Source organism: Herbidospora galbida (assembly GCF_005233835.1).
Classification (GTDB): Bacteria; Actinomycetota; Actinomycetes; order Streptosporangiales; family Streptosporangiaceae; genus Herbidospora; species Herbidospora galbida.
On the sequence record NZ_SZQA01000002.1, the window covers coordinates 394,922 to 410,973 of the forward strand.

General features: G+C 71.2%; 13 protein-coding genes. 11 read left to right on the plus strand and 2 right to left on the minus strand.

Annotation, left to right across the window (positions count from 1 at the left end):
- Positions 1 to 111: 111 nt before the first annotated feature.
- The 8 genes from FDA94_RS04845 (at position 112) to FDA94_RS04880 (ending at position 9,456) form a co-directional block, all read left to right on the plus strand.
- Positions 112 to 1,284 carry a glutamate--cysteine ligase gene (locus tag FDA94_RS04845; RefSeq protein ID WP_137245778.1) on the plus strand — a complete coding sequence of 391 codons (1,173 nt, stop codon included), beginning with the start codon at positions 112 to 114 and terminating at the stop codon, positions 1,282 to 1,284.
- Positions 1,271 to 2,542, plus strand: coding sequence for an amidohydrolase (locus FDA94_RS04850; protein WP_137245823.1), 1,272 nt, complete (start codon positions 1,271 to 1,273; stop codon positions 2,540 to 2,542). Before FDA94_RS04845 ends, FDA94_RS04850 begins: the two co-directional genes overlap by 14 nt.
- Before the next feature lie 168 nt (positions 2,543 to 2,710).
- Complete coding sequence (locus FDA94_RS04855) at positions 2,711 to 3,775, plus strand: BMP family lipoprotein (protein ID WP_246059522.1); 1,065 nt, start codon at positions 2,711 to 2,713, stop codon at positions 3,773 to 3,775.
- 72 nt (positions 3,776 to 3,847) lie between these two features.
- The gene (locus tag FDA94_RS04860) at positions 3,848 to 5,383 is read left to right on the plus strand and encodes an ABC transporter ATP-binding protein (RefSeq protein ID WP_137245825.1); all 1,536 of its coding nucleotides are present in this window, start codon (positions 3,848 to 3,850) and stop codon (positions 5,381 to 5,383) included.
- Positions 5,380 to 6,519 carry an ABC transporter permease gene (locus tag FDA94_RS04865; RefSeq protein ID WP_137245779.1) on the plus strand — a complete coding sequence of 380 codons (1,140 nt, stop codon included), beginning with the start codon at positions 5,380 to 5,382 and terminating at the stop codon, positions 6,517 to 6,519. The genes FDA94_RS04860 and FDA94_RS04865 overlap by 4 nt, the downstream gene beginning before the upstream one ends.
- Positions 6,516 to 7,781, plus strand: coding sequence for an ABC transporter permease (locus tag FDA94_RS04870; protein WP_137245780.1), 1,266 nt, complete (start codon positions 6,516 to 6,518; stop codon positions 7,779 to 7,781). The genes FDA94_RS04865 and FDA94_RS04870 overlap by 4 nt, the downstream gene beginning before the upstream one ends.
- On the plus strand, positions 7,778 to 8,173 hold the full coding sequence (locus tag FDA94_RS04875) for a cytidine deaminase (RefSeq protein ID WP_137245781.1): 396 nt from the start codon (positions 7,778 to 7,780) through the stop codon (positions 8,171 to 8,173). The genes FDA94_RS04870 and FDA94_RS04875 overlap by 4 nt, the downstream gene beginning before the upstream one ends.
- Positions 8,173 to 9,456 (plus strand): thymidine phosphorylase, encoded by a 1,284-nt coding sequence (locus FDA94_RS04880; protein ID WP_137245782.1) that lies wholly within the window; start codon positions 8,173 to 8,175, stop codon positions 9,454 to 9,456. The genes FDA94_RS04875 and FDA94_RS04880 overlap by 1 nt, the downstream gene beginning before the upstream one ends.
- 63 nt (positions 9,457 to 9,519) lie before the next feature.
- On the opposite strand, the gene FDA94_RS04885 is transcribed toward FDA94_RS04880, so the two are convergent.
- Positions 9,520 to 11,265 (minus strand): MFS transporter, encoded by a 1,746-nt coding sequence (locus FDA94_RS04885; RefSeq protein ID WP_170990783.1) that lies wholly within the window; start codon positions 11,263 to 11,265, stop codon positions 9,520 to 9,522.
- Complete coding sequence (locus FDA94_RS04890; protein WP_137245784.1) at positions 11,262 to 11,906, minus strand: chorismate pyruvate-lyase family protein; 645 nt, start codon at positions 11,904 to 11,906, stop codon at positions 11,262 to 11,264. The genes FDA94_RS04885 and FDA94_RS04890 overlap by 4 nt, the downstream gene beginning before the upstream one ends.
- Before the next feature lie 392 nt (positions 11,907 to 12,298).
- Here FDA94_RS04890 and FDA94_RS04895 point away from each other — a divergent pair, with 392 nt between their 5' ends.
- From FDA94_RS04895 to FDA94_RS04905, 3 genes are read left to right on the plus strand one after another with little or no spacing between them, the layout of a single operon-like run.
- Positions 12,299 to 14,452, plus strand: a complete 2,154-nt coding sequence (locus FDA94_RS04895; protein WP_137245785.1) for a hypothetical protein — start codon at positions 12,299 to 12,301, stop codon at positions 14,450 to 14,452.
- Positions 14,449 to 15,669, plus strand: a complete 1,221-nt coding sequence (locus FDA94_RS04900) for a GNAT family N-acetyltransferase (protein WP_137245786.1) — start codon at positions 14,449 to 14,451, stop codon at positions 15,667 to 15,669. The genes FDA94_RS04895 and FDA94_RS04900 overlap by 4 nt, the downstream gene beginning before the upstream one ends.
- A gap of 8 nt (positions 15,670 to 15,677) precedes the next feature.
- A complete protein-coding gene (locus FDA94_RS04905; RefSeq protein ID WP_062431507.1) occupies positions 15,678 to 15,929 on the plus strand; it encodes a hypothetical protein in 252 nt (83 codons plus the stop codon).
- Positions 15,930 to 16,052 lie beyond the last annotated feature (123 nt).

Below are 16,052 nucleotides of genomic sequence, written 5' to 3' on the forward strand. Positions count from 1 at the left end.
GATGAGAGGTCACGATGCACAAGTGGCCTTGATCGGATGTGGGCTTTCGGTTTGGCCGATTAACGCCACGTCGAGTGACAGTGCCTGAGACGATGGACTATGGAGGTTGTTGTGCCGATCGAGTTCAATCCGTCCCGCGGTGCGACTCTGGGCGTCGAGTGGGAGCTACAGCTCGTCGACACGCACACGCGCAGACTCCGGCAGGACGCGCGCGAGATCCTCGCCGCGGTGCCCGATCTGAGCGAGAACGCCCGGCCCAAGGCCATGCACGAACTGATGCAGTCGCAGATCGAGATCGTGACGGACATCTGCCACACCGCGGCGGAGGCCGTACAAGATCTGGAACGCAGCCTGATCCGGCTCAGGGAGGTCGCGGAACCCCGTGGCATCTCGCTGGCCTGCACCGGAACCCATGCGATCAGCGACTGGCGGGACGCGGAGTACTCGCCCAACCAGCGCTACCTCGAACTCGTGGAGGAGATGCAGTGGCTGGCATGGCGCATCCAAACATTCGGCGTACATGTTCACGTTGGAGTGCGGGAACGAGATAAAGTCATTCCCATAGTCAACGCACTTGCGGCCTACCTGCCTCATTTCCTGGCGTTGACGACCTCCAGCCCGTTCTGGGGCGGCCAAGACACCGGGCTCGCCTCCAGCCGGGCAATCGTCTTTGGGGCACTGCCCACGGCCGGGCCGCCGCATTTACTGGCGGACTGGTCGGGGTTCGAGGAGTACATGGAGACCCTGATTCGTGCCGGCACGATCAAGAGCATCAAAGAGGTCTGGTGGGACATCCGGCCCCACCCCGACTTCGGCACGATCGAGATCCGCATGTTCGACGGCATTCCGACCCTCCGCGAGGTCGGCATGGTGACCGCCTTGTCCCAGTGCCTCGTGACACAGTTCGACCAGCAGCTCGACCGGGGCTACAAGCTTCCGAGCCCGGCGGCCTGGGTCGTGCGCGACAACAAGTGGCGGGCCACCCGCTACGGGCTGGACGCCGTGATCGTCACCGACGACAAGGGCTCGACCGCCCCGCTGCGCGACATGCTGTACGAACTCCGGCGTGAACTGGAACCGGTGGCCGAGCGGCTCGGCTGCGCCGACGAGCTGGCCGTTCTGGGCGACGTGCTCGACCAGGGCAGCTCGTGCGAGCGGCAGCGGGGAATTCTCGCCGCCGGTGGAACTCTTGAAGACGTTGTCGACGCGACCATTACCGAGCTGGCCCAAGACCGGTTCGTCACCGCGAGGAAGGCAGATGGAGCAGATCATGCAGGGACATGATCAGGAGACGGAGTCTCCCGAGGGACATGGTCTGACGGGGGAGCTCGACGCCTTCCTCGCCGCTCACGAGAGTGAGCTAGTCGCGCTGCGCCGCGACATTCACATGCACCCCGAGCTCGCGTTCAACGAGCACCGCACCACCGGCAAGGTCGTAGACCTGCTGAAGGGGGCAGGTCTGGAGCCCCAGATCTTGCCCCGGGGCACCGGCATCCTGTGCGACATCGGCTCCGGCGGCGGCCCCACGATCGGCCTGCGCGCCGACATGGACGCCCTCGCCATGCCCGACGAGAAGGACGTGCCCTACCGTTCGCTCCAGCCCGGCCGCTGCCACGCCTGCGGCCACGACGTGCACACCGCGATCCTCGCGGGCACCGGCGTCTTCCTGGCCCGCCAGGCCGCCGCCGGGCTGCTGCCGGGCCGGGTCCGGCTGATCTTCCAGCCCGCCGAGGAGATCGTCGAGGGCGCTCTGGAGGTCATGGCGGCCGGCGGCATCAGTGGCCTCGACCGGGTGTTCGCGCTGCACTGCGACCCACGCCTGGAGGTCGGCCAGCTCGGCCTGCGCTCCGGCGGCATCACGGCGGCGTGCGACCGGCTGACCGTGCGCCTGCGCGGACCGGGCGGCCACACGGCCCGTCCCCACCTCACCGCCGACCTCGTCTACGCCCTCGCGAAGATCGTCACCGAGCTCCCCGCGGCCCTCAGCCGCCGGGTCGACCCGCGCTCGTCGCTGTCCCTGGTCTGGGGCCGCGTCCAGGCGGGGTCGGTCGGCAACGTGATCCCCGAAGACGGTGTGATCGAGGGCACCGTCCGGTGCCTGGAGGACGAGGCCTGGCACGCCGCGCCCGACCTGATCAAGGCGCTGCTCGACGGGGTCGCGGGCGCCTACGGCGTGGAGGCCGAGCTCGACTACCGGCGCGGCGTGCCGCCGACGGTCAACGACGCCGCCAGCGTGCAGATGTTCCGCGACGCCGCGATCCAGGTCCTCGGCCCCGACTCGCCCGCCCCGACGTCGCAGTCGCTCGGCGGCGAGGACTTCGCGTGGTACCTGGAGTCGATCCCCGGCGCGCTGGCCCGCCTGGGCGTGCGCACTCCGGGCGACAACCGCGACTTCGACATCCACCAGGCGACCTTCGACGTCGACGAGCGCTGCGTGGGCGTAGGCGTCCGGGTACTGGCCGCCACGGCCCTGACCGCCCTGTGGGACGGCCAGCGCACGGCGGTCCGCAGGGGCTCGGCATCGGAGGCGCTGCTCGCCTGAAGGCCACCTGATCGGTCACAAGGTGGCGTGAGCTGCATAACAGGCTGATTGCGGACCTGTGCTGGCGTTTTGAGCATCCTTCCGGAACAACTATCTTCCGTGCAGGTTGCCGTGCGTTCTGTTCGCGCGTGCGACGGAAGTGAACGTCACGGAAGGGGAGTTCCCACCTTGCTCCGCAATCGTTTTGGCAAGGTCGTCGCCGGTGCCGCCGCCGGTGCGATGCTGCTTGCCGCTGCCGCCTGTGGCGGCGGCGACACCACCGAGGGCGCCCCCAGCGCCGCTCCGGGCACGGACGCCCCCGCGGCCTCCAAAGTCAAGGTCGGGCTCGCGTACGACATCGGCGGCCGTGGCGACCAGTCCTTCAACGACTCCGCCGCGGCCGGCCTCGACAAGGCCGTGGCCGAGCTCGGCGTCGAGATCAACGAGCTGGAGGCCGGCAACGGCGAGGCCGAGTCGGCCAAGGAGGAGCGCCTGCGGCTGCTCGCCTCGGGCGGCTTCAACCCGGTCATCGCGGTCGGCTTCGCCTACTCCCAGTCGGTCGCCAAGGTCGCGGCCGAGTTCCCCGACACCAAGTTCGCCATCGTCGACGACGAGGCCAACAAGCTCCCCAACGTCTCGAACCTGGTCTTCGCCGAGGAGCAGGGCTCGTTCCTGGTCGGCGCGGCGGCGGCGCTGAAGTCGACCAAGGGCGACATCGGCTTCGTCGGCGGCGTCGAGGTCCCCCTGATCAAGAAGTTCCAGGCCGGCTTCGAGGCGGGCGCCAAGGCCGTCAAGCCGGACATCAAGATCCAGGCCAAGTACCTGACCCAGCCGCCGGACTTCTCCGGCTTCGGCGACCCGGCCAAGGGCAAGACCGCCGCAGAGGGCATGTTCGACGCCGGCGCCGACGTGGTCTACCAGGCCGCCGGCGGTTCGGGCGCGGGCGTCTTCGAGGCCGCCAAGGCCGCGGGCGGCATGGCGATCGGCGTCGACTCCGACCAGGCCAAGACCGCCGACCCGACCGTCGCCGACGTCATCATCACCTCGATGCTGAAGAAGGTCGACGTCGCGGTGTTCGACTTCATCAAGAGCTACACCACCAACTCCGTGGTGGCCGGCTCCAAGGTGTACGACCTCAAGGCGGGCGGCGTCGACTACTCGACGACCGGCGGCAAGGTCGACGACATCAAGGCGCAGCTCGACGAGTACAAGGCGAAGATCTCGAGCGGTGAGATCACCGTTCCCAAGGAATAACACGGCGACGTGACGTCGAGAGGCCCGGTGATCACCACCGGGCCTCTTGGCACGCTTACGCAGGAGGCCAGCATCAGCACCGAGACCACCGTCTCCGAGGTCGCCGTCCAGCTTGAGGGGATCACCAAGCGGTTCCCCGGCGTCGTCGCCAACCGCGACATCAGCCTGACGGTCCAGAAGGGGCACATCCACGCCATCGTGGGGGAGAACGGCGCCGGCAAGTCGACCCTCATGAAGATCCTCTACGGCATGCAACGCCCCGACGAGGGCGAGATCCGCGTCAACGGTTCGCCGGTGACCTTCCACACCCCGGGTGACGCGATCTCCGCCGGAATCGGCATGGTGCACCAGCACTTCATGCTGGCCGACAACCTCACGGTGCTGGAGAACGTGATCCTCGGCAGTGAGCCGAGGAAGCGCGGCCTGGCCATCGACTTCGCCGCCGCCCGCAAGAAGATCAAGGACATCTCCGACGCGTACGGCCTGGGCATCGACCCCGACGTCCTGGTCGAGGACATCGGCGTCGGCACCCGCCAGCGGGTGGAGATCCTCAAGGTGCTCTACCGGGGCGCCCGCATCCTGATCCTCGACGAGCCGACCGCCGTGCTCGTGCCCCACGAGGTCGACGAGCTCTTCGAGAACCTCCACGGCCTGGTCCGCGAGGGCATCACCATCATCTTCATCTCCCACCACCTCGACGAGGTGCTGAAGGTCGCCGACGCGATCACGGTCATCCGGCGCGGCACCACCGTCGCCGAGGTCTCCCCCGAGGGCGTCACCGCCCGCCAGCTCGCCGAGCTGATGGTCGGCAGCGAGCTGCCCAGCCCCGAGACCCGCGAGTCGACCGTGACCGACGTGGTCGCGCTCCAGGTGACCGGCCTGACGATCGGCGCCGACGGCGAGCGCAAGGTGCTCGACGACGTGACGCTGACGATCCACAAGGGCGAGGTCCTGGGCATCGCCGGCGTCGAGGGCAACGGCCAGGCCGAACTGGTCGAGGCGATCATGGGCATCCGGCCCTCCACCGGCACGGTCACGCTGGCCGGCCAGGAGATCACCTCGTGGACGACCCTGCGCCGCCGCGAGGCCGGCATCGGCTACATCCCCGAAGACCGCCACCGCCACGGCCTGCTCCTGGAGGCCCCCCTCTGGGAGAACCGGATCCTCGGCCACATGAAGGAGAAGGTCAACGTCCGGGGCTGGTGGATCAACCGCAAGGGCGCCCGCGCCGACACCCAGCGCATCGTCGAGCAGTACGACGTGCGCACCCCCGGGATCGACGTGCTGGCCTCCGCGCTGTCCGGCGGCAACCAGCAGAAGCTCATCGTGGGCCGGGAGATGAGCGGTGAGCCCAAGCTGCTCATCGCCGCCCACCCGACGCGGGGCGTCGACGTCGGCGCGCAGGCGGCCATCTGGGACCACCTGCGGACCGCCCGCGCGGCCGGGCTCGCGGTGCTGCTCATCTCGGCCGACCTCGACGAGCTGATCGGCCTGTCCGACTGGCTGAAGGTCATCCACCGCGGGACGCTCGTCGCCGAGTTCGACCCGGCGACCGTCACCCCCGAACAACTCGGTTCCGCGATGACGGGCGCCGGGGAGGAAGCATGACGACCTCGTCGTTCACCGACCGCCTGCTCGGGCGGGTCAAGCCGTCGGCCTGGGTGCCGCTGACCGCGCCGCTCGTGGCCATCCTGTTCGCCGCGCTCATCACCTCGATCGTGCTGGTCATCACCGGCAACCCGGTGCTCGACACCCTCGTCACGATGGTCGAGTACGGCTCGCAGCCCCGCTCGCTCGCGCAGATCGTCAACTACGCGACGACCTACTACCTGTCGGCCATCGCGGTGGCCATCGGGTTCCGGATGAACCTGTTCAACATCGGCGTCGACGGTCAGTACCGCCTCGCCGGGCTGGTCGCGGCGGCGGTCGGCGGCACGATCACGCTGCCCGCGCCGTTCCTGCCGATCGTGATCATCCTGGTCGCGATGATCGTCGGCGCGGCGTGGGCGGGCATCGCGGGCGTGCTCAAGGCGACCCGGGGCGTCAGCGAGGTCATCTCGACGATCATGCTGAACACCATCGCCACCGGGATCGGCGCCTACCTCCTGCTGGAGGTGTGGGGCGTCCGGCAGGGCAACGACATCGGCACCAAGCCGATCCCGGCCGCCGGCCAGGTGCCCGGCCTCGGGCTGATCCCCGACACGCCCCTGAAGGTGTACGGCCTGTTCATCCTGGCCGTCGCCGTGGGCATCGGCTTCCACGTGCTGTTGAACAAGATGCGCTTCGGGTTCGACCTGCGCGCCACCGGCCAGTCGGAGCCGGCGGCGGTGGCCAGCGGGGTCAACGTCAAACGCATGATCGTGTACGCGATGCTGATCTCGGGCGCCATGGCCGGCCTGATCGGCATGCCCCAGCTGCTCGGTGAGTCGTACACCTACAACCTGAACTTCCAGGCGGGTCTCGGCTTCACCGGCATCGCCATCGCGCTGCTGGGCCGCAACAACCCCGTCGGCATCGTGTTCGCCGCGCTGCTCTGGGCCTTCCTGGACGTCTCCGCCAACATCCTCGACCTCCACAAGGTCTCACCGGAGATCGTGACGATCATGCAGGGCGTGATCGTGCTCTCGGTGGTCGTCGCGTACGAGCTCGCGCACCGCTATCGCGTCAACGCCGAGCAGAGACGGGTCAGCCGGGAGCTGGCCGGCGCCGCGTCCATCACGCAGAAGGAAGGAGCGGCGGCGTGACCACCACCGCAACGGCCGCCCCGGCCGCCGCGCCTCCCGCGCGGAAGTTCAAGCTGACCTGGCAGGTCCTCCTCCTCGGACTGCTGGCGCTGCTGTTCCTGCTCTCGGTCGCCCGGGTGCTCACCGGCGCGAACGACATCACCTCGGGCGGCGCGATCGGCGCGGCCCTGATGGCGGCCGTCCCGATCGGCCTGGCGGGCCTCGGCGGCCTCTGGTCGGAGCGGGCCGGCGTGGTCAACATCGGCCTTGAGGGCATCATGATCCTCGGCACCTGGTTCGGCGCCTGGGGCGCCATCGTGACCGGGAACCCGTGGGTCGGCGTGCTCGCCGGCGCGGTCGGCGGGCTGGTGGGCGCGGCCCTGCACGCCGTCGCCACCGTGACCTTCGGCGTCGACCACGTCGTCTCCGGCGTCGCGCTGAACATTTTGGGCCTCGGCGTGACGAAGTACCTGTCGACGCTGGTCTTCGCCGAGATGTCGGGCGGCGGCGACACGCAGTCGCCGCGCATCCCCGCGATGACGACCGTCAGCCTCCCCTGGATCGGCGGCCCGCTCCAGGAGCTGGAGGCCAAACACTGGTTCTTCCTGTCCGACCTGGCCGGGGTGCTGCGCGGCCTGACCCAGAACGTGTCGCTGTTCACGCTGCTGGGCGTGCTGCTCGTGCCGCTGACGTTCTGGCTGCTGTGGCGCACCGCCTTCGGCCTGCGCCTGCGGTCGGTCGGCGAGCGGCCGGTCGCGGCCGAGTCGCTCGGCGTCAACGTCTACTTCTACAAGTACGTCGCGGTGCTGGCCTCGGGTGTCTTCGCGGGCCTCGGCGGGGCGTTCCTCGCGATCGTCGCCGCGGGCACCTACCGTGAGGGACAGACCGGTGGACGCGGCTTCATCGGCCTGGCGACGGTCATCTTCGGCAACTGGCGTCCGGGCGGCCTGGCGGCCGGCGCGGGCCTGTTCGGCTACACCGACGCGCTCCAGCTGCGGCAGGGCGGCACCTCGGTGCACGCGCTGCTGCTGGTCGTGGGGCTGCTGCTGGTGGCGGTGGCGATCTGGCAGCTGGTGAAGCAGCAGCGGTCGAGGGCCGCCCTGCTGACCGGGATCGCGGCCATCGCGGTGCTGGTCGTCTTCGCGGTCACCGACACGATTCCCGAGCAGTTCACGTCGTTCACGCCGCACCTGACGACGCTGCTGGTGCTGTCGCTGGCCTCGCAACGGCTGCGGATGCCGGCCGCCGACGGGCTGCCTTATCGGAGGGGACAGGCGAAATGACGCGCATCGACTGGGACGCTCTGCGTGCCGCGGCGGGGGAGGCCATGCGGCACGCGTACGCGCCGTACAGCCACTTCCCCGTGGGCGCGGCGGCGCTGGTGGACGACGGCCGGATCGTGACCGGCTGCAACGTGGAGAACGCCTCCTACGGCATCGGCCTGTGCGCCGAGTGCGGTCTGGTGTCGGCCCTGCACGCTTCGGGCGGGGGCCGGCTGGTGGCCTTCACCTGCGTCGACGGGCACGAGGAACTGCTGATGCCGTGCGGGCGCTGCCGCCAGCTGCTGTTCGAGCACGGCGGTCCCGACCTGCTGGTGGAGACGCCGGAGGGGCCGTGGCCGATGGCGAAGTTCCTGCCGTTCGCCTTCGGGCCTTACGATCTTTCGGGGAAGTAATGGCATTCGACGCGATCGACATCATCGTCACCAAGCGTGACAGGGGCGAGCTTTCGGCCGCCCAGATCGACTGGGTGATCGACGCCTATACGTCTGGTTCGATCGCCGACGAGCAGATGTCGTCCCTGGCGATGGCCATCCTCCTTAACGGGATGAACCGCCGCGAGATCGCCGACTGGACCGCCGCGATGATCCGCTCGGGCGAGCGGATGGACTGGTCGATGCTCGACCGCCCGACCGCCGACAAGCACTCGACCGGCGGCGTCGGCGACAAGATCACCCTGCCGCTCGCGCCGCTGGTGGCGGCATGCGGGGCCTACGTCCCGCAGCTGTCCGGCCGGGGCCTCGGCCACACCGGCGGCACGCTCGACAAGCTGGAGTCGATCCCCGGCTGGCGGGCGTCGCTGTCGAACGAGGAGATGCTCGCCGTCATCCGCTCGGCGGGCGCGGTCGTCTGCGCGGCCGGCTCGGGCCTGGCCCCCGCCGACAAGAAGCTGTACGCCCTCCGCGACGTGACCGGAACGGTGGAGTCGATCCCGCTGATCGCCTCCTCGATCATGTCCAAGAAGATCGCCGAGGGCACGGGCTCCCTGGTCCTGGACGTCAAGGTCGGCTCCGGCGCGTTCATGAAGAACGTGGCCGACGCCCGCGAACTGGCCCGCACGATGGTCGAGCTGGGCACCGACGCCGGCGTGCGGACCGTGGCCCTGCTCACGGCCATGGACCGCCCGCTCGGCCTGAAGATCGGCAACGCCCTGGAGGTCGAGGAGTCGGTCGAGGTCCTGGCCGGCGGCGGCCCCGCCGACGTGGTCGAACTGACGCTGACCCTGGCCCGCGAGATGCTCGAAGCGGCCGGGGTGTCCGGCAAGGACCCCGCCGTCGCCCTGAAGGACGGCTCGGCGATGGACGCCTGGCGCCGCATGATCACCGCCCAGGGCGGCGACCCCGACGCCCTGCTGCCGCGCGCGGCCGAGACGATGGAGATCACCGCACCCGCCTCGGGCGTGCTGACCACCCTCGACGCGCTGGGCGTCGGTGTGGCCGCCTGGCGGCTGGGCGCGGGCCGGGCCCGCAAGGAGGACCCGGTGTCGTTCGGGGCCGGGATCGTGCTGCACGCCAAGCCGGGCGACATCGTGCGGCAGGGCCAGCCGCTGATGACCCTGCACGCGGACGAGACCTCGCGGTTCGAGCGGGCGCTGGAGTCGCTCGACGGCGCCTACGAGGTGACCGAGAACACCGACCCGGGCCTGCTGCCGCTGGTCGTGGAGCGCATCACCGCCTGACACAACGCGAGAGCCTGCCCGGTGACCCGAGCAGCGGGTCACCGGGCAGGCTGGTTTCGCGGCTCACCGCGTCGGTCGCTGCTGGTCCAGCAGGACGTCGGCGATGAGGTTGATGCGGTTGGTCGTCTCCTTGAGGGTGCGCAGCATCTCGGCGGCGACCTCGTCGCCGACCGGGGCCGACATGGGGACGGCGCGGCGCGGCAGGGGGATCGGCGGGTGGACGGGGGTGCGTGCGACCGGACGGTCGGGGCGCGGAGTGGGGCGGGGTGCGGGGCGAGGGGTCGGGCGGGGTTCGGGTCGGCTCGGGGCGCGTTTGGCGGACCGGGCCGGGGCCGGGGGTTTCGCGGCGCCGAAGAACAGGCCCAGGCAGCCCGCGAAGACCGCGAGACCCAGTGACCCGAGGACGACGCTCGTGTAGCCCGGCATCGGCGCCTCCACCAGGGGGCGTTCGAGCAGGACCACCGTGACGGCGATGCCGATCGTGCCGCCCACCTGACGGACGGACATGGTCGCGCCGACCGCGGTGGCGTAGCGCTCCGGGCCGGCGGTCAGGGCGGCGGCGGCCGACGAGCCCGCGTTGAGCAGGCCGAAGCCCAGACCCAGCGCGGCGTTCAGGGGCAGCCACACCTGCAGGACGTCGAGCGGCCTGCCGGTGCCGATGACCAGTTGCAGGAGGCCGATGCAGCTTCCGGCGATGATGACCGCGCCCAGGTAGATGACCACGCGCGGGCCCCGGCGTTTGATCAGGCCGCCGGCGACGACACTGCCGATGAGGACACCGGCCGCGTTGGGCGCGATGGCGGCGCCGATCAGCTCCGGCGACCGGAACATCGCCTGGCCGAGGAACAGCGGCATGATCACCAGGATCGGGAGGGAGACCAGGCCGTACAGGGCCGAGAGGGTTCCGGCGAGGGCGAAGCGGCCCTTGCGCCACAGACCGAGGTCGATGGCGGGGGCCTTGTGGTAGGCCGAGCGGGCCATCGTCGCCAGCAGCATCAGAGTCCCTCCGGACACCGCGCCGATGACGTACGGGTCCCAGCCCCGCCGGGGGAACTGGACGATCGCCCAGGTGAGCATCGCGAGGGCGGCGCCCAGCAGGAGGCAGCCGATGATGTCGGGCACCGCGCCACGGGTGTGCGGCGGCCGGGGGAGCGTCATCGACAGCGTCAGCAGGAGCAGGGTGAGGAACGCGCTGGGCACGAACAGCACGCGCCAGCCGATCTCCATGTTCTGGCTGAACCAGCCGCCGAGGGCGTACATGAGCGTGCCGGCGACGCCGGTCGACGCGCTCCAGACGCCGATGGCGGCGGCTCTGCGGGTGGTGGGCACCGTCGCCAGCAGCATCGCCAGCGAGGCGGGGACCATGAGGGCGGCGCCGAGCCCCTGCGCGGCGCGGGCGGCGAGCAGCAGGCTCCACAGGGGCGTGATGACCGTGCAGAACGCCGCGAGGGAGAACAGGGACAGCCCGATGGTGAGCAGCCGCCGCGGGCCGAACACGTCGGCGAGCCGCCCCCCTACGGGCAGCAGCGCCGCGTACGGGAGGGCGAAGGCGGTCAGCAGCCACTGGGTGTCGATCGGTGACTTGGGCCCGAAGCCGCTGTCGGCGACCTGCGGCACGCCGAGGGTGGCGGCGAGCGTGTCGGCCATGGTGATGCCCATGATGCCGGCGCACACGATGACGGGCAGGTAGGTGGTCTTGCGCTTGTGGGAGCTGGGCGCCGGTCGTCCGCGCCCCTGGAGGCGGCGGGGCGGGTCGGTGAGCAACGGGGGAAGGCCGTCGTCACCGCGCCGCTGGGTGAGAACGCTCATTCGGCCGGCTTGCGGGCGGGGGTGGGTTGGGGGAGGGAGACCAGGGTGTCGCTGATGTACGTCTGCATCGCGGGTCCTCGGCGGGGGTGCGCTGGACGTTTCTTCGCGGGCCACGGCCGGGGGTCCTCCTCCAGGAGGGGGAGGTCCCGGATGGGCGTCACGATCGCGGGGTGGAACTGCTCTTCCACGTGGAGGAATGGCCTGCCTCCAGCGAAGACGAGATACGAGCGGTAGACGCTGGGCCGGCCGACACCGCCCCATTCGCTCATCCGGCAGCCGGTCTCGGTGATCACCCGACGCTGTTCGACTGCCCCCTGCAGCACCCGGCCGAGGGGGGTGCCCCCGCCGTCGACGATGCTGCGGGCGACCAGGTGGTTCGACGTCATGATCACCGTGTTGACCGAGATGGCCCTGCCGTCCGGGCGGACGAGTTGCGATTTACGGACGACGAGCGGTTCGTCGCCCTCGCCGGCCACGAGTGCCTTGACGGCCGCGCGGGGCCGCACTTGCGAGGACGGCAGCCCCCGCTGGTCGAGCACACGGACGCGCAGCGGTACGCCGAGTAACGCGGAAAGCAATTGCGTCGTTGATCCGTCGTTGGTGAGGACCATTCGGGTCACGGCGTCGGCCGGGATGCTCATATGACCCTCCTTTCGCGTTCTGACAAACTATCTGACACAAGTTGAGATCTTAATTACTTTCTCCACTTTCGCAATAGGGTCGGATTTCGGTCACTCTTGCGCTGTTGCGTTCCAGCACGTCGTCACTGCAGGTCGGGGTATCGGTCATGCTGTAAGGCTTCTTGTCAAATTCCTTTACAGAAATGCGAGTGACTTGAGTTACGCGAGTCCGGATCGTCCTGGTATGTGGGGTTATGTCCCGTAAAAGGATCACGGCAGATATGCATTTCCCCCTCCGTCACAATTCTTCTTGACATCGGCCTGTCAATACTTCCAACATCATTTGCATCAAGTCCGCGCGAACCCTCCTTCGTAAAGGCGGCAGTCAAGTGAACGTGCAATACCTGTTCGTTATGAACGGCGAAAGGGACGGACTGACCAGGCGTCGCGTCGTGAACGGCCGGGCGCTCGCCCGCCGGGTTCCGTGGCCGCACCGCGGCGGCGCGCGCATCCCCACTCCCCACCGCGGCACCGTGGCCCTGGTGGGCTCCGGCGGCTCCGAGGACGCGGCGGCGCTGCTGGCCCAGGTCCGCCAGGGCGGCTTCGACGTGGTGCTCGTCGACACCGAGGACGTCTCCGCCGGCCGGTCCGGACACACCGACCGGCTGCGGGTCCCGGCCATGACCCCGTCCGCGGTCGCCGCCGCCGTCGAGGGCTTCTCCCGCCGCGTCGACGGCGTCATCTGCTGGGAGCCGCGCTACCAGGAGGTCGCGGCGGCGGCGGCCGTGCGGCTGGGGCTACCCTCCTTCGGGGAGACGGCCGCCATCGGCAGCGCCGACCCCCTCAGCACCCAGGTCCTGCTGGCCGCCGGGGGCATGCGCACCCCGCGGTCGATCCTCGCCGTCTCCACCGAAGAGGCGAACCGGGCCGCCCGGCTCATCGGCTGCCCCGTCCTGTTCGTCGCCCGGACCCCCGGAGGGAACCTGTCCCGGCGGCGCGTGGACGATCTGGCCGGCATCCCCGCCGGATTCGCCGGCGCCCAGGCCGCGACGGGTGACAGCGGCGCCGTTCTCGTCGAGGAGGTTCCGGTGGGCGCACCGGTCACAGTGGAGTGCTGGGTCCGTTCGGGCGCGCCGATCGGCGTCGCGGTGATCCGCCGGTTCGGGGAGTACGACATCGTCGACGCCGCCGACCCGCTTCTCGACGACGCCGACGCGGCGGCGGTCATCGCGACCGCGGTGTCGGCGGTGGGCGTCCAGGACGGGCACTGCGGCGTGAGCCTGCTGCTGTCCGACGAGGGGGCCATCGTGACCGGCCTGCGGGCCGGGCCGCCCGACCCGCTGCTGTGCCACGTGGTCGAACTGGTCACCGGGGTCAACCTCCCGGCCGCCGCGGCGGCCATCAGCTGCGGCCGCGAACCGGAGGCCACCCGGCACCGCCACCGCCGCGCCGCGATCGTCACCCCCGTCGACATCCGCGCCCCCCGCCTGGCCGACCTCGACGACGACCTGCCGTACGCGGGCTGGCTCGAACGCTACGAGCCCGGCGGCCGCGCCGTCGTCACGGGCCGCAACCCCCGCGAGTGCGCCCTGCGCGCCGCCCACCTGAGGGCCGCCCACCTGCGCGCCGCCCACCTGTACATCCCGGCGGAGTGGCCCTTCCTGCCCCCGTCGATCCAGCGAATCCGCGAACCGGAACCGGCCCTCGACCTCCAGCCGACCCTTCCGCCGGCCTCTCAGCCGACCCTGACCCCGGCCCCCCGGCCGATCCCGATCCCGGCCCCGCAGCCGTCCCAGCCCCAGCCCCAGCCGGTCCAGATTCCGGCCCCGCAGCCGTCGCAGGCCCAGCCGGTCCAGCCGGTGGCTCAGCCGGCTCAGACGGCGATGCCGCAACCGACCGCCCAGCCGGCCCGGACCGCGGTTCCGCAGCCGAGGCCCGCCGCGCCGATGCACACGACGCCGCAACCGCTGCCGGCCTCCGCGCCGCACTCCACGCCGCAACCGCTGGCCGCCTCCGCGCCCAACTCCACGCCCGAGCCGCTGCCCGCCTCGCGGCCGTACTCGACTCCGTTGCCGGTGCAGACCGCCGCGCCGCAGTACATCCCCCCGCTGCCGTCGGTCCCGGGAGCGCACACCCGGCCCGGGCCCCTGCCGAATCCGATGCCGAACCCCGTGCAGGCCCCCGCGCCCCTGCCGCCGTCCGCCCAGGCGCCTCGGTCCACGCCGGAGCCGCCCGGTTCTGCGCCGAACCCGACGGCCCTGCCCGTGGAGAGCGCCGCGCGGCAGGCGGTGCTCCGCACGGCCTCGCACGACAGATCGCAGCCCTCGCCCGTGGAAGCCGCCGCGTCGCAGTCGCCGGCCGGCCCGGTGCCGTCGGACTCGGTGCCGTCGCAGGACCGGTCGGAGCCGTTGCCCGCGCTGACGCCCTACTCCACGCCCCTGCCGCCCCAGGCCCCGCCCGCCCCGCAGCCCGCCCCGGAGGCCGAGCCCGACGAGGCGACGGACAAGGCCGCCGCGGCTGACAGCCGGCCGGTCATGCCGCCCAGCATGGCGAAGGCCGTTCGATGAGGGCCGGCACGGCGGCCGTCTCCTTCTACGAGGAGGCGCCGAAGCGGCCGGGTGTGGAGGCGGTGCGGCTGACCACCGCGCCCCTCCGGTCGGCTCCGGCGCGGTGGGACGAGCTCGCCCCCCGTACCGCCGCCGGGTTCTTCAACAGCCGGGCCTGGCACCAGGCGCACGCCGACCCCGACGCGGCGGCCTGGCACGGGGTGGTCCTCGGCTGGGTGGGCGGCGCGGGACGGCCGTCGCTGCGGACCGTGGTGCCCGTCAGCCACTACGACCGGGCGCCCGCCCGGCCGATGCTCGACCCGGCCCGGCTGTTCGGCTCGATGCTGCGGGGCGGACGGCTGCGGACCCCCGAGGCGTGGGGGCGGGTCACGCTCATCGGCGCGACGGCCGGATACCGCACGGTCCCGGTCTGCCACCCCGACGACGAGCACCTGTGGGCGCGGGCCGTCCAGTACGCCATGCCCGACGACGGCACCGCCGCCGTGCTCTACCTCGACGGGCCCACGGCCGGCCGGCTGACCCGCTACTTCCCGCGCGCGCCCCTCATCCTGACCCACGCGCGGACGGTCCTGCGGATCCAGGGCGCCACCTTCGAGGAGCACCTGGGCGCGTTGCAGCGGTCGAGCCGGACGCTGGCCCGGCGCGAGGAGCGGGTGTTCGCCGACGGCGCGCGGGCCATCAAGGTGCTGCCGCTGACGGCGGCCCTGCTGCCCGACCTGGCCCGCCTGCACCCCACGCCGAAGGAGGCCACCGCGGCCGAGCGCGAGCTGCGCCGCTACCTCGCCTCGCCGCTCGCCGGCTCGGCCCACGTGATCCTCTGCACGCACAACGGCGCCACGATCGGCTACCGGCTGGTCTTCCAGCACGGCGACGGCCTGGTCGCCCACCGCATCACGGTCGACCCCCGGCGCACCGGCCACTTCGCCGAGCAGCCGGTCCTGCAGTCGCACGCCCCGGTCAGGATGTGCCTGGCCAGGCACCTGCAGGAGATCGACTTCGGCGTCGGCGGGTTCACCGACAAGCTGCGGCGCGGCGCGCGGCTGCTCCCGCTGTGGTCGCTGCTGCTGCGCCCGCCGCTCGGCTGGACGGCCCGGCACACCCGCGAGGTCAACCGCAGGCGCGCCGGAGAGCTGTTCGACGCGTACGCGCAGGACATGGACGTCGACGACCTGGCCCTGCTCCGGCTCATCGCTCAGACCGGCATGTTCGCCGCCTAGGGGGAACCATGACGCACTCCATCTTCAGCCCGTTCGAGGACGAACGCGCCGAGCGCGCCGGCCGTCGTCCCTATGCCGACCCCGACTCCATCACCACCCTGGTCGACTCCTTCCGGCTGACGGCCTCCGACGACGACGTACGGGAGCTGTTCGACCAGCTCAACTTCCATCTGGTCGCGGTGGAGCAGCTGCTCACGTCCTGGTACGCGCGCAAGCATCCGGGTCGTCCGCTGCCGCTGCCGCGCCGACCAACGCCGTGACCGTGCGGGAGTCGGTGCCCGCGCAGACGGCCAGCACGGCCGGGTCGCCGACTCCGCCCGCCCAGGCCGCCCGCACGGCCGCGTCGCGGGCGACGGTGGCCAGCGCCTCGGCGTGAGCGGCCT

Excerpts from the sequence above, each read along its gene's own strand:
- FDA94_RS04850 (WP_137245823.1), top strand. The coding sequence starts at position 1,271 with ATGCAGGGACATGATCAGGAGACGGAGTCTCCCGAGGGACATGGTCTG.
- FDA94_RS04865 (WP_137245779.1), top strand. The coding sequence starts at position 5,380 with ATGACGACCTCGTCGTTCACCGACCGCCTGCTCGGGCGGGTCAAGCCG.
- FDA94_RS04875 (WP_137245781.1), top strand. The coding sequence starts at position 7,778 with ATGACGCGCATCGACTGGGACGCTCTGCGTGCCGCGGCGGGGGAGGCC.
- FDA94_RS04880 (WP_137245782.1), top strand. The coding sequence starts at position 8,173 with ATGGCATTCGACGCGATCGACATCATCGTCACCAAGCGTGACAGGGGC.
- FDA94_RS04885 (WP_170990783.1), bottom strand. The coding sequence starts at position 11,265 with ATGAGCGTTCTCACCCAGCGGCGCGGTGACGACGGCCTTCCCCCGTTG.
- FDA94_RS04890 (WP_137245784.1), bottom strand. The coding sequence starts at position 11,906 with ATGAGCATCCCGGCCGACGCCGTGACCCGAATGGTCCTCACCAACGAC.
- FDA94_RS04895 (WP_137245785.1), top strand. The coding sequence starts at position 12,299 with ATGAACGGCGAAAGGGACGGACTGACCAGGCGTCGCGTCGTGAACGGC.
- FDA94_RS04900 (WP_137245786.1), top strand. The coding sequence starts at position 14,449 with ATGAGGGCCGGCACGGCGGCCGTCTCCTTCTACGAGGAGGCGCCGAAG.
- FDA94_RS04905 (WP_062431507.1), top strand. The coding sequence starts at position 15,678 with ATGACGCACTCCATCTTCAGCCCGTTCGAGGACGAACGCGCCGAGCGC.